Source organism: Vibrio sp. B181a, assembly GCF_030248375.1.
Taxonomy (GTDB): domain Bacteria; phylum Pseudomonadota; class Gammaproteobacteria; order Enterobacterales; family Vibrionaceae; genus Vibrio; species Vibrio campbellii.
Genome location: NZ_JAHGAD010000038.1, coordinates 36988 through 63262, shown reverse-complemented (window position 1 = coordinate 63262; position 26275 = coordinate 36988). Strand labels below are relative to the sequence as shown.

General features: G+C 45.9%; 17 protein-coding genes. 12 read left to right on the top strand and 5 right to left on the bottom strand.

Going from position 1 to position 26275, the window contains the following annotated elements; all coding sequences use genetic code 11:
* The first annotated feature begins 11 nt into the window (after positions 1-11).
* Complete coding sequence (dacB, locus tag KIO97_RS17040; RefSeq protein ID WP_285383515.1) at positions 12-1436, top strand: serine-type D-Ala-D-Ala carboxypeptidase; 1425 nt, start codon at positions 12-14, stop codon at positions 1434-1436.
* On the opposite strand, the gene KIO97_RS17035 is transcribed toward dacB, so the two are convergent.
* Both KIO97_RS17035 and tyrS read right to left on the bottom strand, forming a co-directional pair.
* Positions 1415-2260, bottom strand: coding sequence for a magnesium transporter (locus KIO97_RS17035; protein ID WP_005425264.1), 846 nt, complete (start codon positions 2258-2260; stop codon positions 1415-1417). The genes dacB and KIO97_RS17035 overlap by 22 nt on opposite strands.
* A gap of 422 nt (positions 2261-2682) precedes the next feature.
* Positions 2683-3870, bottom strand: a complete 1188-nt coding sequence (gene tyrS / locus KIO97_RS17030; protein ID WP_012128832.1) for a tyrosine--tRNA ligase — start codon at positions 3868-3870, stop codon at positions 2683-2685.
* A gap of 130 nt (positions 3871-4000) precedes the next feature.
* On the opposite strand from tyrS, the gene KIO97_RS17025 reads away from it, so the two are divergent.
* Positions 4001-5290 (top strand): peptidoglycan DD-metalloendopeptidase family protein, encoded by a 1290-nt coding sequence (locus KIO97_RS17025; protein ID WP_103412724.1) that lies wholly within the window; start codon positions 4001-4003, stop codon positions 5288-5290.
* A gap of 38 nt (positions 5291-5328) precedes the next feature.
* Here the strand turns inward: KIO97_RS17025 and KIO97_RS17020 are convergent, their stop codons facing one another.
* From KIO97_RS17020 to erpA, 3 genes are all read right to left on the bottom strand, one after another.
* On the bottom strand, positions 5329-8463 hold the full coding sequence (locus KIO97_RS17020) for an efflux RND transporter permease subunit (RefSeq protein WP_285383514.1): 3135 nt from the start codon (positions 8461-8463) through the stop codon (positions 5329-5331).
* A gap of 9 nt (positions 8464-8472) precedes the next feature.
* Complete coding sequence (locus KIO97_RS17015; protein ID WP_285383513.1) at positions 8473-9588, bottom strand: efflux RND transporter periplasmic adaptor subunit; 1116 nt, start codon at positions 9586-9588, stop codon at positions 8473-8475.
* Between the two features lie 114 nt (positions 9589-9702).
* Positions 9703-10044 (bottom strand): iron-sulfur cluster insertion protein ErpA, encoded by a 342-nt coding sequence (erpA, locus tag KIO97_RS17010; RefSeq protein ID WP_285383512.1) that lies wholly within the window; start codon positions 10042-10044, stop codon positions 9703-9705.
* Between the two features lie 246 nt (positions 10045-10290).
* Between erpA and hemL the strand changes: the two genes are divergently transcribed.
* The 10 genes from hemL (at position 10291) to KIO97_RS16960 (ending at position 26275) form a co-directional block, all read left to right on the top strand.
* Positions 10291-11586: a glutamate-1-semialdehyde 2,1-aminomutase gene (gene hemL, locus KIO97_RS17005; protein WP_033006013.1), complete on the top strand. Its 1296-nt coding sequence runs from the start codon at positions 10291-10293 to the stop codon at positions 11584-11586.
* A 358-nt stretch (positions 11587-11944) separates the two neighbouring features.
* A complete protein-coding gene (locus KIO97_RS17000; RefSeq protein ID WP_285383511.1) occupies positions 11945-13030 on the top strand; it encodes an AI-2E family transporter in 1086 nt (361 codons plus the stop codon).
* 76 nt (positions 13031-13106) lie between these two features.
* Positions 13107-14132: a 16S rRNA (guanine(1207)-N(2))-methyltransferase RsmC gene (gene rsmC, locus KIO97_RS16995; RefSeq protein WP_285383510.1), complete on the top strand. Its 1026-nt coding sequence runs from the start codon at positions 13107-13109 to the stop codon at positions 14130-14132.
* A gap of 227 nt (positions 14133-14359) precedes the next feature.
* Positions 14360-17746 (top strand): response regulator, encoded by a 3387-nt coding sequence (locus tag KIO97_RS16990; RefSeq protein WP_285383509.1) that lies wholly within the window; start codon positions 14360-14362, stop codon positions 17744-17746.
* Positions 17747-18566: 820 nt separating this feature from the next.
* Positions 18567-20249, top strand: coding sequence for an ABC transporter substrate-binding protein (locus tag KIO97_RS16985; protein ID WP_005531772.1), 1683 nt, complete (start codon positions 18567-18569; stop codon positions 20247-20249).
* A gap of 170 nt (positions 20250-20419) precedes the next feature.
* The gene (locus KIO97_RS16980) at positions 20420-21406 is read left to right on the top strand and encodes an ABC transporter permease (RefSeq protein WP_005446316.1); all 987 of its coding nucleotides are present in this window, start codon (positions 20420-20422) and stop codon (positions 21404-21406) included.
* Positions 21407-21408: 2 nt separating this feature from the next.
* Positions 21409-22434 (top strand): ABC transporter permease, encoded by a 1026-nt coding sequence (locus KIO97_RS16975; RefSeq protein WP_005425283.1) that lies wholly within the window; start codon positions 21409-21411, stop codon positions 22432-22434.
* Between the two features lie 2 nt (positions 22435-22436).
* On the top strand, positions 22437-23420 hold the full coding sequence (locus tag KIO97_RS16970) for an ABC transporter ATP-binding protein (RefSeq protein ID WP_005425284.1): 984 nt from the start codon (positions 22437-22439) through the stop codon (positions 23418-23420).
* A gap of 48 nt (positions 23421-23468) precedes the next feature.
* On the top strand, positions 23469-24464 hold the full coding sequence (locus KIO97_RS16965) for an ABC transporter ATP-binding protein (protein WP_012128843.1): 996 nt from the start codon (positions 23469-23471) through the stop codon (positions 24462-24464).
* 71 nt (positions 24465-24535) lie between these two features.
* Positions 24536-26275, top strand: a complete 1740-nt coding sequence (locus KIO97_RS16960) for a glycoside hydrolase family 9 protein (RefSeq protein ID WP_285383508.1) — start codon at positions 24536-24538, stop codon at positions 26273-26275.

The following is a 26275-nucleotide window of genomic DNA, read 5'->3' as shown; positions in this document are numbered from 1 at the left end:
GAACTCTCATTATGCGCTTACGCTGGTCTTTATTACTTTTTTCTAGTCTCGTCCCACTCACATCAATGGCTTATCCTCATCAAGAGGTTTTGCCAGAAGGCTCTCGTGTCAGCTTGATTGCTGAAAAACTCAATGACCAAAGTGAGCTAACAGGTATTCATCCAACCGATCAGTATTTCCCACCAGCCAGCACGCTAAAAGTCGTCACTGCATTAGCGGCAAAACTTGAACTGGGAAACAGCTTTGCGTTTCGCACCACATTAGAGAGCTCAAACTCAGACGCGGTACTTACTTTTTCTGGGGATCCAACGTTACTGACTCAAGATCTAAAGACCATGCTGACACGAGCCAAGAAAAATGGTTTGAATCAAATCAAAGGCGACCTTTGGTTAGATAACAGCGCTTTTAGTGGTTATAACCGTGCTGTAGGTTGGCCATGGGATATTCTGGGGGTTTGCTACAGTGCCCCAGCTTCTGCGATTACGTTGAATGATAACTGTGTCCAAGCTTCTATCTACACACAGAAAAATGGTTCTACTCGCGTCTACGTCCCAGAACATCAACCAATAAACGTAAAAAACAGTGTTCAAACCGTCTCTAGAAGCGTTCAGAAGAGCCGTCACTGTGATTTAGACCTAATAGCTAACCCAGACAACCAATACGAGCTGACAGGCTGTCTGGTTGACCGTGGCGACAAACCGCTTCCTCTTAAATTTGCTGTGCAAGATCCTGAACGCTATACCAGCCAAAAAGTACAAAAGTTACTCAAGCAAGTTGGTATCTCATTAAAAGGCAATATTCGAATTGGTAAAGCACCAGAAAAGCAGCGTAAGTTGCTTGCTCTACATAAGTCTAAACCGTTGCCACAACTTTTAGACCAAATGCTCAAACGCTCTGACAACTTGATTGCAGATACACTGACTAAAACCCTTGGTGCGAAGTTTTTTGTTCAACCGGGAAGCTTTACTAACGGTACAGAAGCTATCAAACAAATCATCTTTGCGAATACCGGTGTCGATATTCGTAATGCAAGACTGGAAGACGGCTCTGGCTTATCACGCAATAACCGAATTTCAGCCACTTCTATGGCGGCCATTTTGCGTTACATTTGGCAGCATGAGAAGGAGCTTAACCTGATCGCAATTATGCCGAAGTCTGGTGAGTCGGGCACTTTGCAATACCGTAAAAGTATGCGCAAAGCGCCGATCAAAGGTCAGTTGATAGCGAAGAGCGGTTCGCTGTACGGAACCTATAATATGGCAGGCTATGGATTAGATAAGAACGGAAAACCCAATACTTTATTTGTTCAGTTTGTATCGGACTACTTTCCAGAAAAGAGGGACGATAACAAGCCTGTCGTCCCCCCTATTACGCAGTTTGAGAAGTTGTTCTACCAAGACATTGTGAGTTTCAGTCAGGCAATGCCTAAGAAGTAGTTCACCACGGTAAAGTAGATCCACATCCCTGAAATATCGACAATCGATGCTAAGACTGGGCTCACCAAAACGGCTGGGTCCAGTTTACAAGCTCGAGCAATAATAGGAAGTAATCCGCCAAGTGTGGTTGAAATAGTCACCTGAATAAACAGCGCGACGGCAATTGCCAACGCGATATCCTCAATCGCAAAGCCTCCTGTCGATTGCCCCCCACTGAATAGCATGATGCGGCCGACCATCACGATAGCAATCGCTAACGCGATAAACAGAGCTACACGGCTTTCTTTCCACAAAACCTCCAACCATTGGCGCTTCTTAAGCTCTCCTGTTGCAAGAGCACGAATCACCAAAGTTGCGGCTTGAGTTCCTGTATTACCACCAGCGGCTGCGATCACCGGCATGTAAACCGCTAGCAATACAAGTTGACTCAATGTGTCTTCATATTGAGCGATGATTAAGCCAGACACAATCCCAAGCAATGCAAGTGCAATGATCCAGCCAATACGCTGCTTCACATGCCCTAGCACGCTCGTAGAAAGATAACCGTCTGGTGTATCAACCTCAGACATATGCAGACCTAACTGGTGAGCATAGTGACGAGCACGTTTGTCATGCCCAGCTTGTTCAAGTTGAGCAATCAAGCTATTTACATAGCCAACTGAACAGTGCTGCAAAATACCAACCGCCTCATCGATAGGCATAATGGTGAGTAAATGCAGTTGCTGCTCTTGCTCGTATCGCAAAAACGCATTACGCGCGGCACCAATTTCTACTTCAGAAAAGTTTGGTGTTGTTTCAATAAAAGTGTTGTTCATTACCGTCATGGCGAATCTCCCGATTGGCATTGGTAACGACCATCGACAACGCACGCAAAAAGCCTTCAGCACAGTCCATTACGTGTATTAGAAACACTGGATGTACGAAAACATCAATGCTAAAGCACTGTCTATTCAGAATTTATGAAAGGAAATAACAAGAAGGAAAAATTAGAAAAGATGCCTCACCACTCAGGTAAGGCGGAGATCGCCAATACCGAAGCGGGTTATTTCGCTCCCTTAATCTTACTCACCCAACAACTGGGAGGATGGTCGGTATTGTTCATGTAAATCTCCGATAAAGCTGCTCACCTAGCAGCGCGCGTATAGTAGCAAAAATGCGTCACTTTTACAGTCAATCTCTGTGGATTCACCAAATTTTCATACAAAAAAAGCGCCCAGTGGGCGCTTTCATTTTGAGCAGTTATGGATTACTTGATAGTAATACGTGCGAATTTACGTTTACCCACTTGGAATACGTAAGTGCCTACTTCAGGAGCAAACTTCGCATCAGCAACTTTCTCGCCTTCAATCTTAGCAGCACCTTGCTTAACCATGCGCATTGCTTCAGAAGTTGAAGCACATAGACCCGCTTCTTTCAGTAGGTTTGCTACTGGCGTGCCAGCCTCAAAATCGAACTCTGGCATTTCATCTGGAATTTGGTTCTTAGCAAAACGGTTAACGAACTCTTGCTCTGCTGCATCTGCATCCGCTTCACTGTGGAAACGAGCAATGATTTCTTTCGCTAGCAGAACTTTGATATCGCGAGGGTTCTTACCCGCTTCTACGTCAGCTTTAAACTGTGCAATTTCTTCCAATGGACGGAAAGACAGTAGCTCGTAGTAGCTCCACATTAGAACGTCAGAAATAGACATGATCTTACCAAACATTTCGCTTGGTGCTTCGCTGATACCAATGTAGTTACCAGAAGACTTAGACATCTTCTTCTCACCATCTAGACCAACTAGAAGCGGCATCATCAGTACAACTTGAGGTTTTTGACCGTGAGATTTTTGCAGTTCACGCCCCATCAGTAGGTTGAACTTCTGGTCAGTACCACCAAGCTCAACATCTGTTTCCATCGCTACTGAGTCCCAACCTTGAAGTAGTGGGTACATGAACTCATGAATAGCGATTGGCTGGCCACCTGCGTAACGCTTTTTAAAGTCATCACGTTCTAGCATACGAGCAACGGTTTGGTTCGCTGCAAGGCGAATCATACCTTCTGCGCCAAGCTCAGATAGCCACTCAGAGTTGAACTGAATTTTTGTCTTAGCTGGATCTAGGATTTTGAACACCTGCTCTTTGTACGTTTCTGCGTTACGCAGAACATCTTCACGGCTTAGCGGTGGACGAGTTGAGTTCTTACCTGTTGGGTCACCAACCATTGCAGTGAAGTCACCGATTAGGAACGTCACTTCATGACCTAGTTCTTGGAACAAGCGAAGCTTATTGAAAATAACCGTATGGCCTAGGTGAATGTCAGGTGCTGTTGGATCGGCGCCCAATTTAATACGTAGAGGACGACCTTCTTTTAGTTTTGCGATCAGCTCTTCTTCTGGAATCAGCTCTTCAACACCGCGCTTAATCTCGGCTAATGCAGCTTCAATGCTCGCCATTCTTGTTCACTCCCACAGATTTGGCAAAAATATAATAGCTGAACATCTTACTTGAATAGCGATGCATTTTGAAACACGTTAGACTAGGTAGTTGTCAATTTTTACGTTTAATTTAGTAATCAAGTACCTCATGCATTCGATTTTTGTCCGACTACCGCTCTTGCACAAAGTACTGATCGGTTTTTTTAGTGCGCTGATCATCGTCGCGCTGTTTTTCTTACCCGATCCGCAAGACCTCGATCCGCAGCAAAGCCGACTCAAAGTCGGTGAGCATTATTCGGTACCGATTTCTGTGGAATCCCCCGAGCGCAGCACTTCTTCTACTCTTCCTTCTGTTTTGCGCTGGGAAACATACAAAGTCAAAAATGGTGAAAGTGCCGCTGTACTTTTTAACCGCGTCGGTTTATCTCCTCGCCTTCTGCATGAACTGATTACTTCAGATAAAGAAATCAAAGAGCAACTCACTCGACTGCGTCCTGGTGACAGGCTGCAATTTGGCTTTGATGAAAATAACGACTTTATTCAACTAAAACGCACACTCAATGCATTCGAAACGTTCCGCATTAAACTGCAAGGTGGCAAATACGTTTCTGAGGTGGACAAAAAAGAAGTCGATTACCAATACAACTACTCTGAAGCAACAATCAAATCCAACTTCTGGAATGCGGGGATTTCATCCGGTTTGAATGCAAACCAAATTATGGAACTGGCGGGAATTTTTGGTTGGGATATCGACTTTGCTTTGGACATTCGTAAAAACGATACCTTCCGCGTGCTTTACCAAGAGGAAGTGGTTGAAGGCGAAGTGATTGGACGCGGAAAAATCATTGCTGCAATCTTTAACAACCAAGGTGACACCTTTACCGCAATCTTAGATGAGAAGAGCGGTAAGTACTACGATGAAAATGGCCGAGCGATGAAGAAAGCCTTCTTACGAGCACCTTTGGATTTCCGTCGTGTTACCTCTAACTTTAATCCTCGTCGCTTACACCCAGTTACCGGGAGAGTTCGCCCTCACAGAGGTACTGATTATGCCGCGCCTGTAGGTACACCAATTTGGGCTGCGGGTAATGGTGTTGTGCAAAAATCAGCGTACAACAAATTCAATGGTAACTACGTGTTTATTAAACACAGCAATACCTACATTACTAAATACTTACACTTAACTAAGCGAACAGTAAAAACGGGACAACGTGTTAAGCAAGGCCAAACCATCGGTACATTGGGTGGTACTGGCCGTGTAACTGGTCCACACTTGCACTACGAATTCTTGGTTAACGGCGTTCATAAAAACCCAAGAACGGTAAACTTACCGCAGTCAAAATCTCTGACTGGTAAAGCAAAACAAACCTTCTTGGCGAACGCAAAGATCAGTATGGCTAAGCTGGATCGCTACAGTAAGTTACTCGCGATGAAGTAGCTAAAACGATTTAAATTGAACAATGACAAAGAGGCAGCCTAAGCTGCCTCTTTTGTTTCGGGGTCTGGTTCATCAATATTGTGTTCACGGCCAAGCATCAAAAGACACGGTGTCAGCACCAAGGTCAGCACCGTCGCAAAAGCCAAACCACCCGCAACGGCCGTAGCCAATTGAGACCACCACTGCGTGCTTGGCGCACCAAATTCAATCTTCTGGTTAACTAAGTCGATGTTCATCTCTAGCACCATTGGCAGTAAGCCCAGGATAGTTGTGACTGTGGTCAGTAACACTGGACGCAGACGTTGTACGCCCGTACGTAGAATTGCGTCTGATTTTTCTAACCCACGCTTGCGCATTTGGTTATAGGTATCAATTAATACGATATTGTTGTTCACCACAATACCAGCTAATGCGATCACCCCAATACCCGACATAATAATACCAAAAGGCTTCTGAAAAATAAGCAAGCCAGCAAACACGCCAACGGTAGAAAACAGCACTGCGCTTAAAATCAAAAATGCTTGGTAGAAGCTGTTGAATTGAGTAATCAGGATCAAAGCCATCACGCCAAGTGCAACCATGAAAGCACTTTGTAAAAACGCAGAAGAGTTTTCTTGTTCCTCGTTTTGCCCGCGAATTTTAAACTCAATACCAGCAGGCAAGCCCAACAGCTCTACTTCTGCGGTTATCTTGGGCAATTCAAGGGCAAGGTTATAACCCTCAACCATATCTGCTTTGATGTTCACCACGCGTCTGCCATCAACACGCCGAATCGTATCTTGCTTATGATCAGGTTTAATCTGCGCAAAGTTTGTGATCGGCACTAAACCTGCCGCCGTTTTTACACGTAACTGGTCAAAACGTCCGATATCCCGCTTATCTTGTGGGTAACGCACTAAGATATCGACTTCTTCATCGGCATCATCGGGTAGATAATCACCTATCTTCAAACCGTTAGTCACGAACTGGACAGTATTACCAACCAGAGTTGCATCAGCAGCAAAGCGAGAGGCATCGTCTCTGCGGATATCAATCTGCCAATCAATCCCTTCTTTATTGGTTGTATCACTTAAGTTAGTTAAAGCAGGATTACGATCAGCCCAGTAACGAACCATTTTGGCTGCACTGTCTAATTGGTCGATACTTGAGTTTTGCGCCGACATTTCAATCACAAGATCGTGTTCTACCGGCGGCCCTGCATCGGGAAACTTGTACTCCAGCTCAACACCCGAGAATTGGTTAGTGGTTTGTTTGAGTTCTTCAATGATGTCTTTCACTTTGCGACGATATTGCCAATCGACGGGCGTTATTTGAATCTGACCAATCTCATCACCATCATTTGAATCCGTTCCGGTGCGCGTATAGACACTCTCAAATTCATCATGCCCTAACATGACTTTTTCAATCTCTTTCATCACGACATCTTTTTCGTTGATCGATAAATCGCCGTAAGAACGCACCTTGACGGTAAAGAAAGCGGGGTCCACTTCTGGGAAGAACTCTGCCCCTAGTCCTGCTTTGTTATAAGTAAAGCCGACACCACCAGCGAGTAGTATGGCACTGAACAGAACTTTAAGTGGATGCTTGATAGCGACCGAGAGCGTTTGATAGTAGAGCTTGGTAATACCAGTAGCCTTATCAAACTCGCCATTATGAAGATCAATCATCTCTTGCTGGCTTTTAGGATTAACCACTTGTGGCTTACCAATAATCCCACCAATAACCGGAACAAAAAGCAGCGCCATCATCAACGAAGCGGTGAGCGTTGCGATCAATGTTAGCGGCAGATACTTCATGAACTCGCCGGTAATATCCGGCCAGAACAATAGCGGAGCAAACGCAGCAAGGGTCGTTGCCGTCGAAGCGGTGATAGGCCACGCCATTCTTTTTGCCGCGTCCCGATATGCTTCTTTACGTGGCGTGCCCTCTTGCATCCGCCTATCAGCAAATTCGGTCACCACGATAGCGCCATCCACCAGCATACCTACGGCCATGATCAGCGCGAATAGCACCACAATGTTGACCGTTAAGCCAAACACCGAAAGCACTAATAAGCCGGTAAGGAATGAGCCAGGAATAGAGATCCCCACCAAGAGAGCGGTCCGCACACCAAGTATCGCGATAATGACGATAACCACTAAGATAATCGCGGAAAGGATGTTGTTTTGTAGGTCGTTGAGCATCAATTTGACGTCATCGGACTGATCCCACGTATATTTGACCTGCAAGTTGTTTGGCCAATCCGCTCGCTTTTGCGCTTCAGTCAGAACCTGTTTAATGAGTTCCACCGTTTCAATGATATTCTCGCCAGCACGCTTTTTCACGTTCAATACAACAGCAGGGTCACCATCCAAGCGAGCAAAGCTTTCAGGATCACGGAAGGCTCGGCGCACAGTCGCCACATCGCCAAAAGTAATCACTTCTTTGCCGTTTACCTTAATCGGTAACTCTAATACGTCTTTGAGAGAATCAAATACGGAAGGAACTTTGACTGAAAAACGGCCATAGCCAGTATCCACGAAACCCGCTGCCACAACTCGGTTATTGAGAGCAATCAAGTTGTAGATGTCTGCTTGATCCAGGCCATAGCTTTCCATCAACAGCGGATCGACGACGATCTCAACAATGTCTTCACGATCACCGGCAATATCAACTTCAAGCACCTGACGGTAGCTTTCTAGCTTGTCACGCAGTGCTCGAGCAATTTGTACTGTTGTGCGCTCAGGGACGGTGCCATACAGAACCAAAGTGAGGACTGGCTCTTCTGATGCGAACGTCACTTCATTTACGGTTGGCTCATCACTGTCTTCAGGCAATTTAGGTTTGGCAAGATCGACGGCGTCACGCACATCTGCCATCGCTTCAGCCAGATCAACACCGACACTAAATTCAAGCGTAACCGAGGCATGGCCTTCAGAAGCAACCGCGGTCATTTCTTTTACGCCTTCAATCGAACGCAGCTCTTGCTCTATTGGGCGAACTAATAAGCGCTCCGCATCAGTTGGCGAAATGCCTTGGTGACCTACCGAAACATAGATAATAGGGATGGTGATGTCAGGGCTCGACTCTTTGGGGATCGTGATGTAGGTGATCACACCAGCAATCAAAATCATCACCAATAAGGTGAGCATGGTACGTGCACGCGATAACGCAGCATCAATCAAAGCAAACATATTGCCTCCTTACTGCTGATTCGCGGCTTCGATGGCATCATCCACCTTGGTCGCCATCACTAAATCACCATCACGCGCAAAACCTTGTCCGAGCACAATGATGTCCACTTGGTCGCCCAATCCAGACAACCAAACGCCATCTTTTTCGGCTTTCACAAGTTGAATAGGAACAAAATGGACATGCTGATCACGCAGTGTCTTGATGCCAAGGTTGCCTTCTTCATCGAGCGCGAGCATGGCTGCGGTCACTTTTACGGCCAACACTTCGCTCAAAGACAATACGACTTCGGCACTGATCCCCGCCGGCATTGCACTCTCACGGTTATCAATTTCGATCTCAATTGGGAACGTATTGGTTGAAGTCGAAGACACACGTCCGATATAACGAATCGTGCCTTGATGGTGAACGTTGTTAATAGTACGAACGTCAGCGACTTGGCCTTCTTTTAAATACTGAATATGACGCTCGCTAACGTCCGCTTCGATGACTAACTTCTCAAGGTCAATAACGGTGGCAATCGGATCGCCAACACCAACAAAGTCACCAACTTCAACGAATCTATGGTCAAGAATGCCATCGAAAGGCGCTCTTACTTTGGTGTTTTTGAGTGCAGTTTCAACGTTACTTAGATTTGCTCGTGCATCAACCAAGGCAGCTTGCGCTGTGGCAAACGCAACTTCACCCTGTAAGCCTCGATTTTTCAGAGACTCTGCGGCTTTAAACTCTTTTTCTTTAACACGCAGCATCGCTTTGGCGCGTTTAAGCTGAATATCGAGGTCACGCTCATCAATATTGGCAATCACCTGCCCTTGCTTCACGCTTTGCCCTTTTTGCACATTCAAACTGATGATCTTACCTGCGACCTCAGCCCCTAGACGAGCTTGTCGATTTGGCGCAGTACGGCCGTACAGTTCAATGGTTTTGCTGGTTGGTTGGGCGGTAAAAGAGTTGAACATCACCTTAGCAACAGGTGTGTCTTCAGATTGAGAGTTTGAAGGAAAAATCGTTTCGTCTTGTGCTTTAAGTTGCCCCATTGCGAGCCAAGCAGCTAAAGCGATCACAAGCGTTAGAGAGACTAGCCATGGACGCTCTACAATACGACGTCCAAAAGAAGATCCAGACATACAAAGTCCTTTTTATTTTTAGCTCTCAGCTCTCTTTGGAACTGGGAGTGCGTTTACGTGACTTCCTGCTACGTAAAACTCAGGCAGCCAATTGGCTGCCTGTTGTCGTGTTAATTAAACACTGAATGATGCACCACAACCACAAGTTGTCGTCGCATTTGGGTTATTGACGAAGAAGCGAGCTCCTTCTAAACCTTCTGTGTAATCAACCACGCCACCGATTAGGTATTGCAGGCTCATTGGGTCTACAACCAGTGTTACACCATTGTTTACGATTGTTGTGTCGCCTTCATTTACGTTCTCATCAAATGTGAAGCCGTATTGGAAACCACTACAGCCGCCACCAGTAATGTATACGCGTAATTTCAGCGCTGGGTTTTCTTCTTCCGCAATCAACGTTTGAACGCGAGATGCCGCGGCATCAGAAAAAGATAATGGTACGTTTACTTCGCTCACGAAGACCTCTCTCACTCGTGTAATGCGTCAAGCCTGAAGCAAGACGTCAAATTTGTGCTAATTAGAGCGATTATCCAATACCTGACCAACTCGTTCAAGTATTCACCGCCGATTCTTTATATCCGATGCTGATATGTAAGATTACAACGCCAGACAACACATAAATTACCCAAAACGTTTCTAACTTGAGATTAGCTAGGTACAATGCGCTCCACTTGGTCCGAGCAATCAAAAGAGGATAACCCCATGACCAAATCATCAGAGCTATATCAAAAGGCTCAGCAAACCATTCCTGGCGGTGTGAACTCACCAGTTCGTGCATTCAACGGCGTTGGCGGTTCTCCGCTATTTATCGAACGAGCAGACGGTGCCCTGATTTTTGATGCCGATGGTAAAGCGTACATTGATTACGTTGGCTCTTGGGGTCCTATGATTCTAGGTCATAACCACGCAGTAATCCGTGAAGCGGTTATCGATGCTGCACAACGCGGCCTAAGTTTCGGTGCACCAACTGAGATGGAAATTGCGATGGCTGAGCTTGTATCTGAGTTAGTGCCATCAATGGAACAAATCCGCATGGTAAGCTCTGGTACAGAAGCGACCATGAGCGCTATCCGTCTAGCTCGTGGCTTCACTGGTCGTGACAAGATCATGAAATTTGAAGGTTGTTACCACGGCCACGCTGACAGCTTGCTAGTAAAAGCAGGCTCTGGCGCACTAACTCTAGGTCAACCAAGCTCTCCTGGCGTTCCTGCAGATTTTGCTAAGCATACGCTAACGGCAACATTCAACGACCTAGATTCAGTACGTGAACTATTCGCAGCAAACAAAGGCGAAATCGCATGTATCATCGTTGAGCCAGTAGCGGGCAACATGAACTGTATCCCACCAGTAGAAGGCTTCCACGAAGGTCTTCGTGAAATCTGTGACCAAGAAGGCGCGCTACTGATTTTTGATGAAGTAATGACAGGCTTCCGCGTAGCACTAGGCGGCGCACAAGCACACTACAACATCAAACCAGATCTAACGACCCTAGGTAAAGTGATCGGTGGCGGTATGCCAGTGGGTGCTTTCGGTGGTCGTAAAGAAGTGATGCAATACGTAGCGCCGACAGGTCCTGTTTACCAAGCGGGTACGCTTTCAGGTAACCCTGTGGCGATGGCTGCGGGCTTTGCATGTTTGAACCTTCTAAAAGAAGAAGGCAACGAGAAACGTCTTGCGGCGAAAACAAAACAGCTTGCTGAAGGCTTCAAAGCACTTGCTGAGAAACACGGTATCCCAATGGTAGTAAACCAAGTGGGCGGTATGTTTGGCTTCTTCTTCACAGACCAAGAAACCGTAACATGCTACGAAGACGTGACTAAGTGCGACGTTGAGCGCTTCAAACGTTTCTTCCACCTAATGCTAAGTCATGGCGTTTACCTTGCACCATCTGCATTCGAAGCAAGCTTTACTTCACTTGCTCATGGTTCAAAAGAAATCGACGCAACACTAGAAGCGGCAGATCGCTGTTTCGCGATTCTGGCAGAAGAAGCGAAGTAAGCTTTTTACTCGCACACCAAAAGCAAAAAAGGACCTTCAGGGTCCTTTTTTATTGTCTGAGCTATGCTTGCCAATTAAAAATCACGAGAATAGCGAGTACGCCGATAACAATACCAAACCACGGTATGCGTTTGTTTCTCTTCTCACTCTGACACTTCTTGTCACCGTTACAACAACCCATTTTTCTATCTCTTGATTGATAACTGCCTGATTTGTGGTCATTATAACAAGGTCCGTTGCACCTTCCCAATTCAGCTATGTCATAAGCTTGAAAGAATCGTCGGTGCAAAGTAATAAAGGTTTGACGCTGTGGTATAAAGCGCTAGCCGTAACATCATCCGTAAGTTGGATTAATCCCATGCCGAACAATGTAAAAATCACGTCGAGTCACCGAGTGTTAGTTGTTGCACTACTCGCCGCTGCTTTTGCCTGCTATTTATTGGTTGAACCCTACGTAAACTCAATCGTAATGGCCTTTATCATCTCGCTACTTATGTTCCCAATACATGAGTGGTTTGAGAGCAAAATGCCTAACCATAAAAACTTGGTCTCACTACTCTCTTGTGTGGTTCTAACCTTTATTATTGTGATTCCATTGTTGTTTGTCTTTGCTGCCATCGTTCAGCAAGGTTCCGTCTTTTCTCAAAACACCTATAAGTGGGTGACCAATGGTGGAATCCAAGATATCTTCCAACACCCCTGGGTAGTCAAAGGGTTAGCGCTGGTTAATGAGTACTTACCTTTCGATAAAATAGAACCTCAAGCTATCGCAGAGAAGATTGGTCAATTCGCTACATCATTTGGTTCAAACCTTGTCGCTATCAGTGCAAAAATCCTTGGTGATGCGACGAACTTCCTGATGGACTTCTTCCTAATGCTGTTTGTGTTGTTCTTCCTATTGCGTGACCACGACAAGATCATCTCAGCGATGCGCCATATTCTGCCGCTCTCTCGCAGCCAAGAAGATAAGATCCTGACCGAGATTGAACAGGTCTCGAAATCAGCTGTCATGGGGTCATTCTTAACCGCGATTGCTCAAGGCTTTGCTGGTGGTATCGGTATGTGGCTCGCAGGTTTCCCTGGCTTGTTCTGGGGCACTATGATGGGCTTTGCGTCATTTATCCCTGTAGTTGGCACGGCGCTAATTTGGATTCCAGCTGCCGCTTACTTGTTCCTAACTGGCGACACAACTTGGGCTATATTCCTAACAGTGTGGAGTGTTCTCGTAGTTGGCTCGATCGATAACCTGCTGCGCCCATTGCTGATGCAAGGTAGTGCAGGCATGAATACGCTCATGATCTTCTTCTCGCTGTTAGGTGGTCTGCATCTATTTGGTTTGATTGGTCTTATTTACGGTCCACTGATCTTTGCCGTGACAATGGTGCTATTCAATATCTACGAAGAGGAGTTTAAAGACTTCCTCAATCAACAAGACAATAGCTAACGACCGCTTATTCACTTCAAGCTTGGGCCAGATTATGCGAAAATCTGGCCCTAATTATTTCTGATGAACCAAATTTATGTCTGCTTATATCGCTCCTAGCCAAATAGCTCAGCGCCAACTTGAATACTTCAACGGCAAACACGTTTTAGTTGCTGGAGAAGTTGAAGACCAGTTCCCTCTTGAGTTAGTAGCTCATTGTGAGTCTGTTGAAGTATTTACTTCTAACTACAGCTACTACCGTCAAATTCGCACATCGGACAAAGTGAAGAGTCACTTTGGTTCAAAGTTTGATATTGAGACTCAAGCAGACATGGTGCTTTTATACTGGCCAAAAGCCAAGGCGGAAGCAGAATACTTACTGGCAATGTTGATGGCTAAGTTAGGCATCAATACAGAAATCGTCGTCGTTGGTGAGAACCGCTCAGGCATTAAGAGCATTGAGAAGATGTTCAAAGAATACGGCCCGGTTAAAAAATACGACTCTGCTCGTCGCTGTTCATTTTACTGGGGCACTTGCCTTAACCAACCAAAACCGTTCAATCAAGCCGACTGGTTTAAATCTTACGAAATTACACTCGGTGAACAATCACTTACCGTTAAGAGTCTACCTGGTGTATTTAGCCATGGTGAGTTTGACCTAGGCAGTCGTCTTCTGCTTGAAACCTTACCTAAGCTTTCAGGCAAGGTACTCGACTTTGGCTGTGGTGCTGGTGTGCTGGGTGCATTTATGGCTAAAGCAAACCCAGAGATCGCGATTGAGATGTGTGATATTAACGCTTATGCCATTACCTCTAGCCAAGCAACACTCGAGGCGAATGGGTTATCAGGTCGTGTTTTTGCCTCAGATATCTACTCAGACACGGCTAAAGACTACCGTTTTATTGTCAGTAACCCACCATTTCACAGTGGCTTAGACACCAACTACAACGCAGCAGAAACTCTTTTAGGTCAAGCTCCAAAGTACATGACGGCCAACGGTGAAATGATCATTGTGGCGAACAGTTTCTTGCAGTATCCGCCAATTATTGAGAAAGCCTTCAATAATTGCGAGACGCTAAATAAGACCAACAAATTCTCTATCTACTACGCGAAAAAATCCTAACCCTTGGTTGCGCAGGTGAAATCCTGCGCAACTCTTTGCCAAAAACCGCCCAACTCAACGAAAAACTGCGTCGCTCCCCACGCTTTGCAATCAACTTTCTTGTCAAAGAAAAAAAACTCGTTAATTTTGTTAATTCTATCGCATTTAACTTCTTGTCCGTTTTAACGAGAACCTCGGTAAGCCCCAGTAAATTGGTCGCTGCCCTTTAATGAGTTGTAATCTTATCCATGTTTAAATTCTACAAAAAGCAGAAATTTAAGCGCCTGCAAAGCACGCTAATGACCGCGTTTTTGGTTCTTAGTATTACGCCACTGACGATCACTGCTATTTTCTTCCTCCAATCCCACAGTAAAGATTTGGAAGAACAGAGCACATCCCATTTGCTCTCAGTCCGTGATACCAAACAACAACAGATCATCGACTACTTTGCAGCTCAAGAAACCGAAGTTATGGGCTTTGTTCGCTCAGAATTGGCTTATGCCAGTGGCGGGCGCTTCTACGGTTTGGTCAATGCCTTTAGCCGATTAGGCCACGACATCGATGAAGCAAGAGAGAATGCACAGCAACGCTATATCAAAGGCAGCGGCGATCAAATCAAAACGTCGATTTTACCGGAATCTTCCAACTACGTTGGCAGTGAGCGTTATCGCCTTCTGCATAAACGTTATCACTGGGCTTACCTAGAGCTATTAAAGCGCTCTGATTTCAACGATATTTTATTAGTTGATATCGACGGTAACGTTACTTATTCGATCAATAAAGATGATAACTTCGGCACCAACCTGCTCAGCGGCCGTTACAAAGACACCGCTTTGGGAAAAACATTTAAACGCCTCTCCGAGGATGTGAACGCGCGCCGAAAAGTGAATGAAGATTACACGCCTGTCGTGGTATCCGACTTTGATATTGAAAACGGTAAGCAAGTCGCTTGGTTGGGCGCACCCATTGTTCAGCAAGGCTATCTGCACAGCTATGCAATGTTCCGCTTGCCAAACAATGGCATCACAAAGCTAATTGCAGAAATCAATCGTGACTCTTCAATTGATACCTTATTAGTTGGCAGTGACCACAAACCTCGTACCATCAACACCAAGCAAGAAGACATCCAAAACAGTTTAGAGATCGTCGACAAAGCTTTAGCTGGCGAAACGGAAGTGGGCACTTACAGCAACCGTTTAGGCGAAGAGATGATTGCGGCATTTGCACCTATTGAGACTCGCGGTCTTACTTGGGCTCTCGTTGTACAGCTTCCTGAGAAAGAGGCCTTTGCACGTGTCCATCAGCTCGAGAAACTGTTTGTCATTGCGATGCTAATAGCGATCATCTTGGTTGTGATTGCTTCACACTACTTATCTAATTTCATCACCTCTCCGCTGCTTAAGCTGACTTGGGCAGCAGAGAAAGTATCTGCTGGCGATCTGGACGAAACCACCTTTAATACCGAACGTAAAGATGAAATCGGTCGACTCGCAATCAGCTTTGAGCGTATGCAGCGCTCAATTCGTGAAAAGATCCAAACCATCAAGCAACAAAACGAAGAGCTAGAGAGCAACATCAAACTGATCCAAAAGCAAAACGAAGAATTGCAGTTGGCAGATAAGCTGAAAGATGAATTCCTAGCGACAACCTCTCACGAGTTACGCACACCATTGCACGGTATGGTTGGCATTGCAGAGACACTGGTGTCTGGTGCAAATGGCGCGATACCTGCGAGCCAGAAGTACCAATTGGACATCATCATCAAGAGTGGTCAGCGCCTAGCAAACCTCGTTGATGATCTATTGGATTACCACAAGATGCGCTACGGCAGCATGGATATCCAAAAGTCTGCAGTGAGCCTAGCCAGTGCAACACGCTTGGTGCTGGAGCTTTCTGGTCACCTATTGGGTAACAAAACCATCCGCATCATTAACCAAGTGCCAGCGGATCTGAAAGCAGTCTCAGCAGATCCTCAGCGTTTGGAACAAGTGCTGTATAACTTGATTGGCAACGCTATTAAGTACACTTCAGAAGGCAAAATCGTTATCTCAGCGACCGTTGTAGACGATCAAGTCCGAGTACAAGTGGTCGATACTGGTCAGGGTATTCCAGCTGAACACCTAGAGCATATCTTCGAACCTCTTATCCAAGCAGGTCAAGATGCTAGTCGCTACCGTCAAGGTGCTGGTCTAGGTCTATCCATCAGCCGTCAACTTATCGAGTTGATGGGCGGTTCATTGTATGTCAGCAGCCAACCTATGGTCGGAACGACATTCAGCTTCACCTTGCCACTCGCTAGTGAAGAAGAAATCAAAGCGACTGAAAGCCTTGCCGCTCGCGGGCATTTCCAAATTCCAGAAGCGAACTTTGACAACAATGACGACTTGTCTCTACCTGAAAACCCAGATGGTCCATTGCTATACGTTGCTGATGATGAGCCCGTCAACCTGCGCGTTCTCGAAAGCTTCTTAAGGCTTGAAGGCTACCGAGTTCGTACCATTTCAGACGGCCCTGAGACACTCGCTTTAATTGAACAAGAGAAGCCTGAGTTGCTGCTACTGGATATTATGATGCCAGGCATGAGTGGCTATCAGGTTTGTAGTGAACTGCGTGAAACTTACGATCATGCAGAGCTGCCAATCATTATGCTCACAGCGCTAAGCCAAACCGAAGACCGCGTTAGGGGCTTTGAAGCGGGAGCGAACGATTACCTAACCAAACCATTTAATAAGCAAGAGCTCGCGGCACGTATTCAGGCCCACTTGACGGCAAGTCAGGCTGAAATGCGCCACATCGAGAACAAGTTACTGGAATCGGAGCTACGCCAGCGTGCTGAAGTCGAAGCCAGCCTGCTCGAGACACAAGGTAGACTGCTAGAACAGCTAGAATCGGCACCTGAGGCGATTATTTGTCTTCGTGAAGATCAACGTATTCGCTTTGCTAACGAAGCAGCATGTAAGCTATTTAAACGTAGCCTAGAACAGCTAAAACGTTCTTCCGCTGATGAGCTAATTGCACCTAAGTTCCTTACGGTTAAGCAGCCGCACTACTGTGGCAAGATTGATATCTACATCGAAGATATTCGTCAAAACATTGAAGCAGACATCCTCAAGCTGCCTGAAGGCTCTGGTTTAGATGTCATGTATATCTTCAATGTAGGAGGCGGCGCGAATGCAGCTCGTATCCATAACCTAGAAACGGCCGTTGAAGTACTTTCAAGTTACGCATTTGATGGCGACAAAGACCAGCTGCAGAAGCTGAAAGAACTTGGCGGTGAGTTTACTCGCCTTGCTGATAAAGCATTGGGTAACAAGAAGGACAAACAAGAGCTGATGCGCGAAGTATTAGTCGATACGATGACTCATGCATTGGAATATTGGGAATCGGTGACTGGAGAAACCAAGTTTGCCTTTGCTGAACAAAGTGGTTTATGGCGCGTCTACCTCGACCGCAGTACATTGCAAACACGTACGCTCGATAAATACATGCGTATTGAGACTTTGCCTAAGACACCGCGCTGGAGGACAGTACTAAGCTCAATTGAGTTCATTCTGGAGCACTGTAAAGAACAAAGCCCAGAACGCGCTTACATAGAGGCACAGCGCGATAAGATGCAAAGACTCCTTACGAGCTAACGCAAATCACCAAATATCAGCCCCGCGACTCAGCGGGGCTTTTTTTATCCCTGCCTTTATCAATTGCAATGCCATGCTTCCCCTTACTCATAACAAGAAACAAGCGATTTGGCGTACAGAGCAACGATGAGGCTGAGCATTTAGCGTATAAGAAGCTGGAAGCAAGCTATCAAAACACGTATGAAGCGCTTAACCAAAGCGATTCCAATACCACACTTTTCATCGTCATTTTTAACTCATAACTTTCTTCAAAAGTGCCTTCAAATCACTTCCTTTCCTGAATAAAAAAAGCATAATCAGCAGCCAAATTTTGCTGTCAAAACTTACTTATTTTTCCTCTACAAGGGAAAATTGAGCAACATTTGATACAGATTGCGAAGTCAATCACAACAGAACGGCAGATTAAATTTCACCTAGTTAATTAACAAAATTTTCAGGTGTGAGCCAGATCGCCAATACCGTACAACAACAGAAAACACTCACTGATAGTTATCAAGCGGGTAAGTAACCACTAACACATAACATTAATAAGGATATAAACTGCGACGCATATCAACGTTTATTTTTTCACCCAGATTGACTTAAAAACAAGCAAAATGACGTTTATGACGTAGTTGATGTGGTTTTTAACGTTTTTAACGGGAATCGAGTTTGATTATTTTGTGGATAAGGTGTTTTCTTACTCCTGCCTAAGGCCTACAGGCCACTCTTAGAGCGACGCAAATTGAAGTGAAGCAAAGAGGTGGGCCTTGGAGAGTGTTTATCAATTGATGACATTCAATTCCATTAGTGAAATGAAAGCAAATAGTAAGGAACAGCTATGCTTGCCAATATTAAAAAAACAGCACTAGCAACAGCAATTATTGCAACGGCTACTACAGGTTTTGCATCAGTAGCTACAGCCGCTGAGCGCAGTGAACTGACTATCCACCCTAAAGAGTTTACAACTTTTGTTCGTAACTTTAACCCTTTCTTGGGTGCAACTAACCTGCACACAACTACTGACTTTATCTACGAGCCACTAGTTGTTTTCAACGAAATGCACGGCAACACGCCAGTATTCCGTCTAGCAGAAAACTTCCAAATGTCTGACGACCTAATGAGCGTAACTTTCGATATTCGTAAAGGCGTGAAATGGTCTGACGGTCAAGCGTTTACCGCTGATGACGTTGTTTACTCTTTCAACCTAGTAAAAGAGAAGCCAGAACTAGACCAATCTGGTATCAACTCTTGGGTTACTGGCGTAGAGAAAGTTAACGATTACAAAGTTAAGTTCCGTCTAAGCGAAGCAAACTCAAACGTTCCTTACGAAATTGCTAAAGTACCTGTCGTACCTAAGCACGTATGGAGCAAAGTGAAAGATCCTTCAACGTTCACGAACGAAAACCCAGTAGGTACTGGTCCATTTACAGAGATCGACACTTTCACTCCGCAACTATACATCCAGTGTGAAAACCCGAACTACTGGGATGCAGCGAACCTAGACGTTGACTGTCTGCGTGTTCCTCAAATCGCGAACAATGACCAGTTCCTAGGTAAGATTGTTAACGGCGAAATGGACTGGACTTCTTCATTCGTTCCAGACATCGACCGCACTTACGCAGCAGCGAGCCCTAAACACCACTACTGGTACCCGCCAGCAGGTACTCAAGCGTTCGTAGTAAACTTCAAAAACCCAGATGCAGCGAAAAACGAAGCACTAACTAACGTTGACTTCCGTCGCGCATTCTCTATGGCTCTTGACCGTCAAACTATCATTGATATCGCATTCTACGGCGGCGGTACAGTGAACGACTTCGCATCTGGTCTTGGCTACGCATTCGAAGCTTGGTCTGACGAGAAAACTCACGACAAGTACAAAGGTTACAACTCGTACAACGCTGAAGGTGCTAAGAAGCTTCTAGCGAAAGCTGGCTTTAAAGATGTAAACAAAGACGGTTTCGTTGACACGCCATCTGGTAAGTCTTTCGAGCTACTAATCCAATCTCCAAACGGTTGGACTGACTTCAACAACACTGTACAGCTTGCTGTTGAGCAACTTGCAGAAGTAGGCATCAAAGCACGTGCTCGTACACCAGACTTCTCTGTGTACAACCAAGCAATGCTTGAAGGTACTTACGACGTTGCGTACACCAACTACTTCCACGGTGCAGACCCATACACTTACTGGAACAGTGCTTACAACTCAGCACTACAATCTGGTGACGGTATGCCTCGCTTCGCGATGCACTTCTACAAGAACGACAAGCTAGATGGTCTTCTAAACAGCTTCTACAAGACAGCTGACAAGCAAGAGCAGCTAGAAATCGCTCACGGTATTCAGCAAATCATCGCTCAAGACCAAGTGACTATCCCTGTGATGTCTGGTGCTTACATGTACCAATACAACACAACTCGCTTCACTGGTTGGTGGAACGAAGAAAATCCTAAGGGCCGTCCAAACATTTGGGCTGGTATCCCAGAGCGTCTACTTCACGTACTGGACCTAAAACCAGTTAAATAAGTAGAAGTTCATTTCTAGCGGCACACATCCCGTGTGCCGCCTATAAAAATCCCCTTGTTACTAAACCAGCATATGGCGCTCGTCGTCAGGGGATTTTTCGCTCTAAATTTCGCTAGGAGCGACCTGAAACCAGAAACAGGAAAAAAATCTGGGTGAGTAAGGTGTGAGTTATGGGTTATTTTTTAAGACGTTTGTCGTTCTATCTTGTCGCGCTCTTGGTTGCAGCGACGTTAAACTTCATTATTCCGCGAGCAATGCCTGGTGACCCAGTTACCATGATGTTTGCTAACGCATCAGTACAGGTAACGCCAGAGCGAATCGCAGCAATGAAAGAACTGCTGGGTTTCGTAGATGGTCCAATCTACATTCAGTACCTGTCGTACATCAAAAACATTCTAAGCTGGGAGCTAGGTACTTCTATCCAGTTCTACCCGCTTTCAGTTAACTCTCTACTAGGTGGCGCATTCGGTTGGTCATTGTTCCTAGCAGGTACTGCTGTTGTACTATCATTCTCGATTGCTTCTGTACTAGGTATCTTCGCAGCTTGGAAACGTGGTAGCCGATACGATGCATTCGTAACACCGGGCACACTGATCGTTCAAGCGATTCCACAAATGGTTATCGCGATGCTAGCGCTGTTCATCTTTGCCATCGGTCTTAAGTGGTTCCCATCAGGCTACGCCTACACCCCGGGTACTGTGCCAGATTGGACAAGCTGGGAGTTCCTAAAAGACGTGGGTTACCACGCTATTCTTCCATTGTTCTGTGCGACGATTGTTCAGATTGGTGGCTTCCTAGTAAACATGCGTAACAACATGATCAACCTTCTTGCTGAAGATTACATCACAATGGCAAAAGGTAAGGGTCTGAGCGAAAACCGAGTAGTATTCAACTACGCAGCTCGTAACGCACTTTTACCAAGTGTAACCGCACTTTCAATGTCTCTGGGTATGGCAATCGGTGGTCAGCTAATCATCGAGATGATCTTCAACTACCCAGGTCTAGGTACGGTTCTTCTAAACGCAATTCACGCACGTGACTACCAAGTACTTCAAGGTCAGTTAATCATCATGACGATGTTCATGCTGTGCTTCAACCTAATGGCTGACATGCTGTACATGATTCTAGACCCTCGCCTACGTAAGGGAGGCAAATAATCATGAAAGAACTATTTAAACTGATTTTAGGTAACGCGTTCGCACGTGTTGGTTTGGCAATTATCTCAGTATTCATCTTTGTGGCAGTAGCTGCACCTTTGATTACTCAACACGCGCCAGACAAACGTACTGGTAACCCACACGAATACCCTGGTTTTGTTGTAAAACAAGCACAAAACAACCCTGATGGCTGGGTTGCAAAAAACCTAGCAGATGATCGTCGTACGCTGCTTATGTCGAAAAAGGCAGACCACGTTCTAGGTACATCTCGTATGGGTCGTGACATCTGGTCTCAAGTTGCTTACGGCGCTCGAGTATCGCTGGGTGTTGGTTTCGGCGCGGGTATCATCGTGTGTTTCTTAGCAACAGTCATTGGTATCTCAGCAGGTTACTTCGGCGGCCGTGTCGATGACGTACTGAGTGCTGCAATGAACATCATGCTGGTTATCCCACAGTTACCACTACTGTTCGTACTCGCTGCGTTTATCGGGGAGGCAGGACCGCTCACCATTGCGTTGATTATCGCCGGAACCTCCTGGGCTTGGGGTGCACGTGTTGTGCGAGCTCAAACCATGGCACTACGAGAAAAAGAATTCGTTAAAGCCGCAGAGGTTCTTGGCGAATCATCCATGCGCATCATCTTCGTTGAGATTTTGCCAAACCTTATCCCAATCGTAGGCGCAAGCTTCATCGGTTCGGTAATGCTAGCAATCAACACAGAAGCGGTAATTTCGTTCCTAGGTCTAGGCGATGCAAACACAATCAGCTGGGGCATCATGCTGTACAACGTACAGACTTCATCAGCGATGCTTATCGGCGCATGGTGGGAAGTACTAGCTCCTTGTATTGCACTGACTCTACTGGTTACTGGCCTTGCTCTACTGAACTTCGCAGTCGATGAAATTGCCAACCCGCAGCTTCGTTCTCACAAAGGTATGAAGCGCTGGAAGAAAATGGCAGAACAAGACAAGAAAGAACGTGAGCCAGAATTGGCACCACAAAATGCACTATGGAGCGGAGATAAATAATCATGACTGCACCACTAATTTCTATCCGTAACCTATGCGTGGACTACATTACAGACGCGGGCGATGTCCGCGCTTGTAACAACGTCAGCTTCGACATCGCACCAGGCGAAGTATTTGGCCTAGCTGGTGAATCAGGCTGTGGTAAATCAACCGTTGCATTCTCGCTAATGCGCCTTCATAAGCCGCCAGCGTTTATCACCGGTGGTGAGGTTATTTTCAATGGTGAAGATATCCTCAAATACAGCGATGAGCGTATGCAGTCGTTTCGCTGGAGCGAAATGTCGATGGTATTCCAAAGTGCGATGAACGCTTTGAACCCAGTACTGACGATGGAAGAGCAGTTCTGTGACGTAATCATGCGTCATACCAACATGACTCGCGCTCAAGCCAAAGTACGTGCAGAAGGTCTATTGGAAATCGTAGATATCCACCCTAGCCGTTTGAGCGATTACCCGCACCAGTTCTCTGGTGGTATGCGTCAGCGTCTGGTTATCGCTATCGCTTTGGCTCTGAACCCGAAAATGATCATCATGGATGAACCTACTACAGCACTAGACGTGGTGGTTCAACGTGAAATTCTGCAAAAGATTTACGCGCTTAAAGAAGAATTTGGCTTCTCGATTCTGTTCATCACCCATGACTTGTCATTGATGGTCGAATTCTCTGACCGCATCGGCATCATGTACTCGGGTGAGCTAATTGAAGTGGCACCTTCTAAGCAAATTTTGGAAAGTCCTTACCACCCTTACACCAAAGGTTTGGGTAGCTCTTTCCCTCCACTAACTGGTCCTAAGACCAAATTAACTGGTATTCCGGGTAACCCTCTGAACTTACTAGAAGTTCCACAAGGCTGCCGCTTCCAAGCTCGCTGTGACCGCGTTCACGAAGCTTGTACACGAGTACCGACTCAGCTACGTCAAATTGAACCTGGTCGTCTCTCAAACTGCCACTTGTACGGCGACACCATTGCTCAAGCTAAGGTTTAACAACAAAAAATAACGCTAGCTAAGAAGAAAATTACACTGGAGAGAATTATGAGCAAACAATTCGGCGAACTGCTGATTGAAGGTAAAAATGTCGTTAAGGACTTCCCTTTAAACAGTAACTCAATCAAGCAATCTAAGATGCGTGCAATCAACGACGTATCTTTCAAAATGTACAAAAGCCGCGGTTTGTCAGTAGTAGGTGAATCTGGTTCAGGTAAATCTACTACCGCAAAAATGATTGCGAAAATGTACGCACCAACGGATGGCATCATCGAGTACAAAGGTCGTGATATCCAAGACATCACCTCTCGTCACGATTTGATGACTTACCGCGAAGGCGTGCAAATGGTATGGCAAGACCCCTTCGGCTCGCTAAACCCAACACACAACATCTTCCACCATATTGCTCGCCCACTGTTGATCCACAAGAAGGTTTCACCGGGCAACAAGAAGGAACTGGAAGAGCGAGTGTACGACCTACTAGAACAAGTTGGTCTGATTCCGCCAAAAGAGACCGCGCAAAAGTTCCCACACCAGCTTTCAGGTGGTCAGCGCCAACGTGTGAACTTGGCTCGTAACATTGCGGTCGGCGCAGAAGTTGTTCTGGCTGACGAACCAACGTCAATGCTCGACGTTTCAATTCGTGCCGGTGTTCTTAACCTGATGGAAGAGATGAAGTTTGAGAAGCAAATGTCTCTGCTTTATATCACTCACGACATCGCAACAGCGCGCTACATCGCTGAAGATCTCGCAGTTATGTACGTGGGCCACATGGTTGAATGGGGTGATACAGAGGAAATCATTCATGATCCTCAACACCCGTACACGCAGCTACTGGTTTCAGCAGTGCCAGATCCATCGAAGTCAATCCACGAGAAACTGAAAGGCAACAAAGGTGAGATCCCACTGTGGACACCAGAATCCGTGGGCTGTCCATTCGCTGGGCGCTGTGTTCATGCCACAGAAAAATGTCGCGAGCGACTGCCTGGTGTGACGCAACTGTCCGATAACCACTTTGTTCGTTGTTACTTATTCGAAGATTAATCATAACGAGGGTCAGGCATCAACCTGACCCCTTTTTCCCTTTATATTTTATTGTTTCCCGGAGAAATTGAATGCTGCTACTGACTAACCATATTGGTTATGAGCGTCTGGGCCCTAAAAAAGCGATCATCCAGACGAGCCGATCACGCCTGTCTTCTTATACAGCTTTATTGGTTTGCGCCAATAGTCATCAGACGGTTGCCACCCTAACCGTTGAGAAGCAAGGCAAAGTAGCGCACTGGCATCAAGGTCATTTCTACCTGATCGACTTTTCTTCATTTAATACTCCAGGTCACTACTATCTTCGTTTCGATCATTTACGCTCATCTCACTTTGAGATCGGCGAACACATTCTTCTCGATCACACTCTATCCGATGTGATCCACTATTTTAAATCGCAACGCTGTGGCGGTATTTTCGATCAACAAGATCGTCAAGCACCACTACTTAACTCTAACGAGACGGCTGATGTTCACGGCGGTTGGTATGACGCATCAGGTGACGTCAGCAAATACCTAAGCCACTTGTCCTATGCCAACTACCTCAACCCTCAACAAACCCCTATGGTGGTTTGGAATATGTTGAAAGGTTTGTCTCTGCTCCAAGGCAACGAGAAACTGGCTAAATTCACAGCAACTCGTCTCATTGAAGAAGCACTATTCGGCGCTGATTTCCTTGTCCGTATGCAAAACGAAAAAGGCTTTTTCTACATGACGGTGTTCGACAAGTGGAGTAAAGATACAGCTCAACGTGAAATCTGCGCCTACGAAACTCAACTTGGTCATAAGTTTGATGACTACCAAGCTGGTTACCGACAAGGAGCCGGCGTTAGCATTGCGGCATTAGCATCAGCAGCACGCCTAGACTTCCACGGTGAGTTCGACCAACAAAAATATCGCAATGCGGCAGAAAATGGCTATTGGCATCTAAAAGAACACAACACCCAATATCTAAACGATGGTGAAGAGAACATCATCGATGAATACTGCGCACTGCTTGCCGCTGTCGAGCTATTCAAAACAACGAAAGAAGCACGCTACCTAGAAGAAAGCCGCTTGTGGGCAAAACGTCTTTCAGCTCGTCAAACAAGTGATGAACACATTCAACACTTCTGGACTGCGAACCAAGATGGCAGTCGACCGTACTTCCATGCAGCCGAAGCGGGGCTTCCTGTTATCGCACTATGTGAGTACTTGTCGATTGAAGACGACTCTGAGCGCGCATCATCAGTAAAACAAACCATCAATAACGCTTGTGAATTTGAAGTTTCTATCACCAACAAAGTGAAGAACCCATTTGGCTACCCTCGCCAATATGTAAAAGGTGTGGATGAAGCCAAACGTGACGCATTTTTCGTGGCGCACAACAACGAGTCCGGTTATTGGTGGCAAGGTGAGAATGCTCGTTTAGGTTCACTGGCAACCATGGCGTATTTAGCACAACCTTTTATCGAGTCAGAAATTCTAAAACAACAGCTTTCTAAACTTGCACAAGATTCTATCAACTGGGTTGTGGGTCTAAACCCGTACGACATGTGTATGTTGGACGGTCATGGCCGCAATAACCCTGATTACCTTCCTCAATATGGTTTCTTCAATGCAAAAGGTGGCGTGTGTAACGGCATCACTGGCGGTTTCGAAGATGAGGAAGACATTGCATTTAATCCACCAGCACAAAAAGACGACATGCTTCAAAACTGGCGCTGGGGAGAACAATGGATCCCACATGGTGCTTGGTACCTACTCGCCGTAATGAGTCAGGCTCAGCACATCTCAACTTTAGCAACCAATCAAGCATTGAAGGAGCAATAA

Bases quoted from the DNA above. Each gene is read 5' to 3' on its own strand.
- dacB (WP_285383515.1), top strand. From the start codon at position 12: ATGCGCTTACGCTGGTCTTTATTACTTTTTTCTAGTCTCGTCCCACTC.
- KIO97_RS17035 (WP_005425264.1), bottom strand. From the start codon at position 2,260: ATGACGGTAATGAACAACACTTTTATTGAAACAACACCAAACTTTTCT.
- tyrS (WP_012128832.1), bottom strand. From the start codon at position 3,870: ATGGCGAGCATTGAAGCTGCATTAGCCGAGATTAAGCGCGGTGTTGAA.
- KIO97_RS17025 (WP_103412724.1), top strand. From the start codon at position 4,001: ATGCATTCGATTTTTGTCCGACTACCGCTCTTGCACAAAGTACTGATC.
- KIO97_RS17020 (WP_285383514.1), bottom strand. From the start codon at position 8,463: ATGTTTGCTTTGATTGATGCTGCGTTATCGCGTGCACGTACCATGCTC.
- KIO97_RS17015 (WP_285383513.1), bottom strand. From the start codon at position 9,588: ATGTCTGGATCTTCTTTTGGACGTCGTATTGTAGAGCGTCCATGGCTA.
- hemL (WP_033006013.1), top strand. From the start codon at position 10,291: ATGACCAAATCATCAGAGCTATATCAAAAGGCTCAGCAAACCATTCCT.
- KIO97_RS17000 (WP_285383511.1), top strand. From the start codon at position 11,945: ATGCCGAACAATGTAAAAATCACGTCGAGTCACCGAGTGTTAGTTGTT.
- rsmC (WP_285383510.1), top strand. From the start codon at position 13,107: ATGTCTGCTTATATCGCTCCTAGCCAAATAGCTCAGCGCCAACTTGAA.
- KIO97_RS16990 (WP_285383509.1), top strand. From the start codon at position 14,360: ATGTTTAAATTCTACAAAAAGCAGAAATTTAAGCGCCTGCAAAGCACG.
- KIO97_RS16985 (WP_005531772.1), top strand. From the start codon at position 18,567: ATGCTTGCCAATATTAAAAAAACAGCACTAGCAACAGCAATTATTGCA.
- KIO97_RS16980 (WP_005446316.1), top strand. From the start codon at position 20,420: ATGGGTTATTTTTTAAGACGTTTGTCGTTCTATCTTGTCGCGCTCTTG.
- KIO97_RS16975 (WP_005425283.1), top strand. From the start codon at position 21,409: ATGAAAGAACTATTTAAACTGATTTTAGGTAACGCGTTCGCACGTGTT.
- KIO97_RS16970 (WP_005425284.1), top strand. From the start codon at position 22,437: ATGACTGCACCACTAATTTCTATCCGTAACCTATGCGTGGACTACATT.
- KIO97_RS16965 (WP_012128843.1), top strand. From the start codon at position 23,469: ATGAGCAAACAATTCGGCGAACTGCTGATTGAAGGTAAAAATGTCGTT.
- KIO97_RS16960 (WP_285383508.1), top strand. From the start codon at position 24,536: ATGCTGCTACTGACTAACCATATTGGTTATGAGCGTCTGGGCCCTAAA.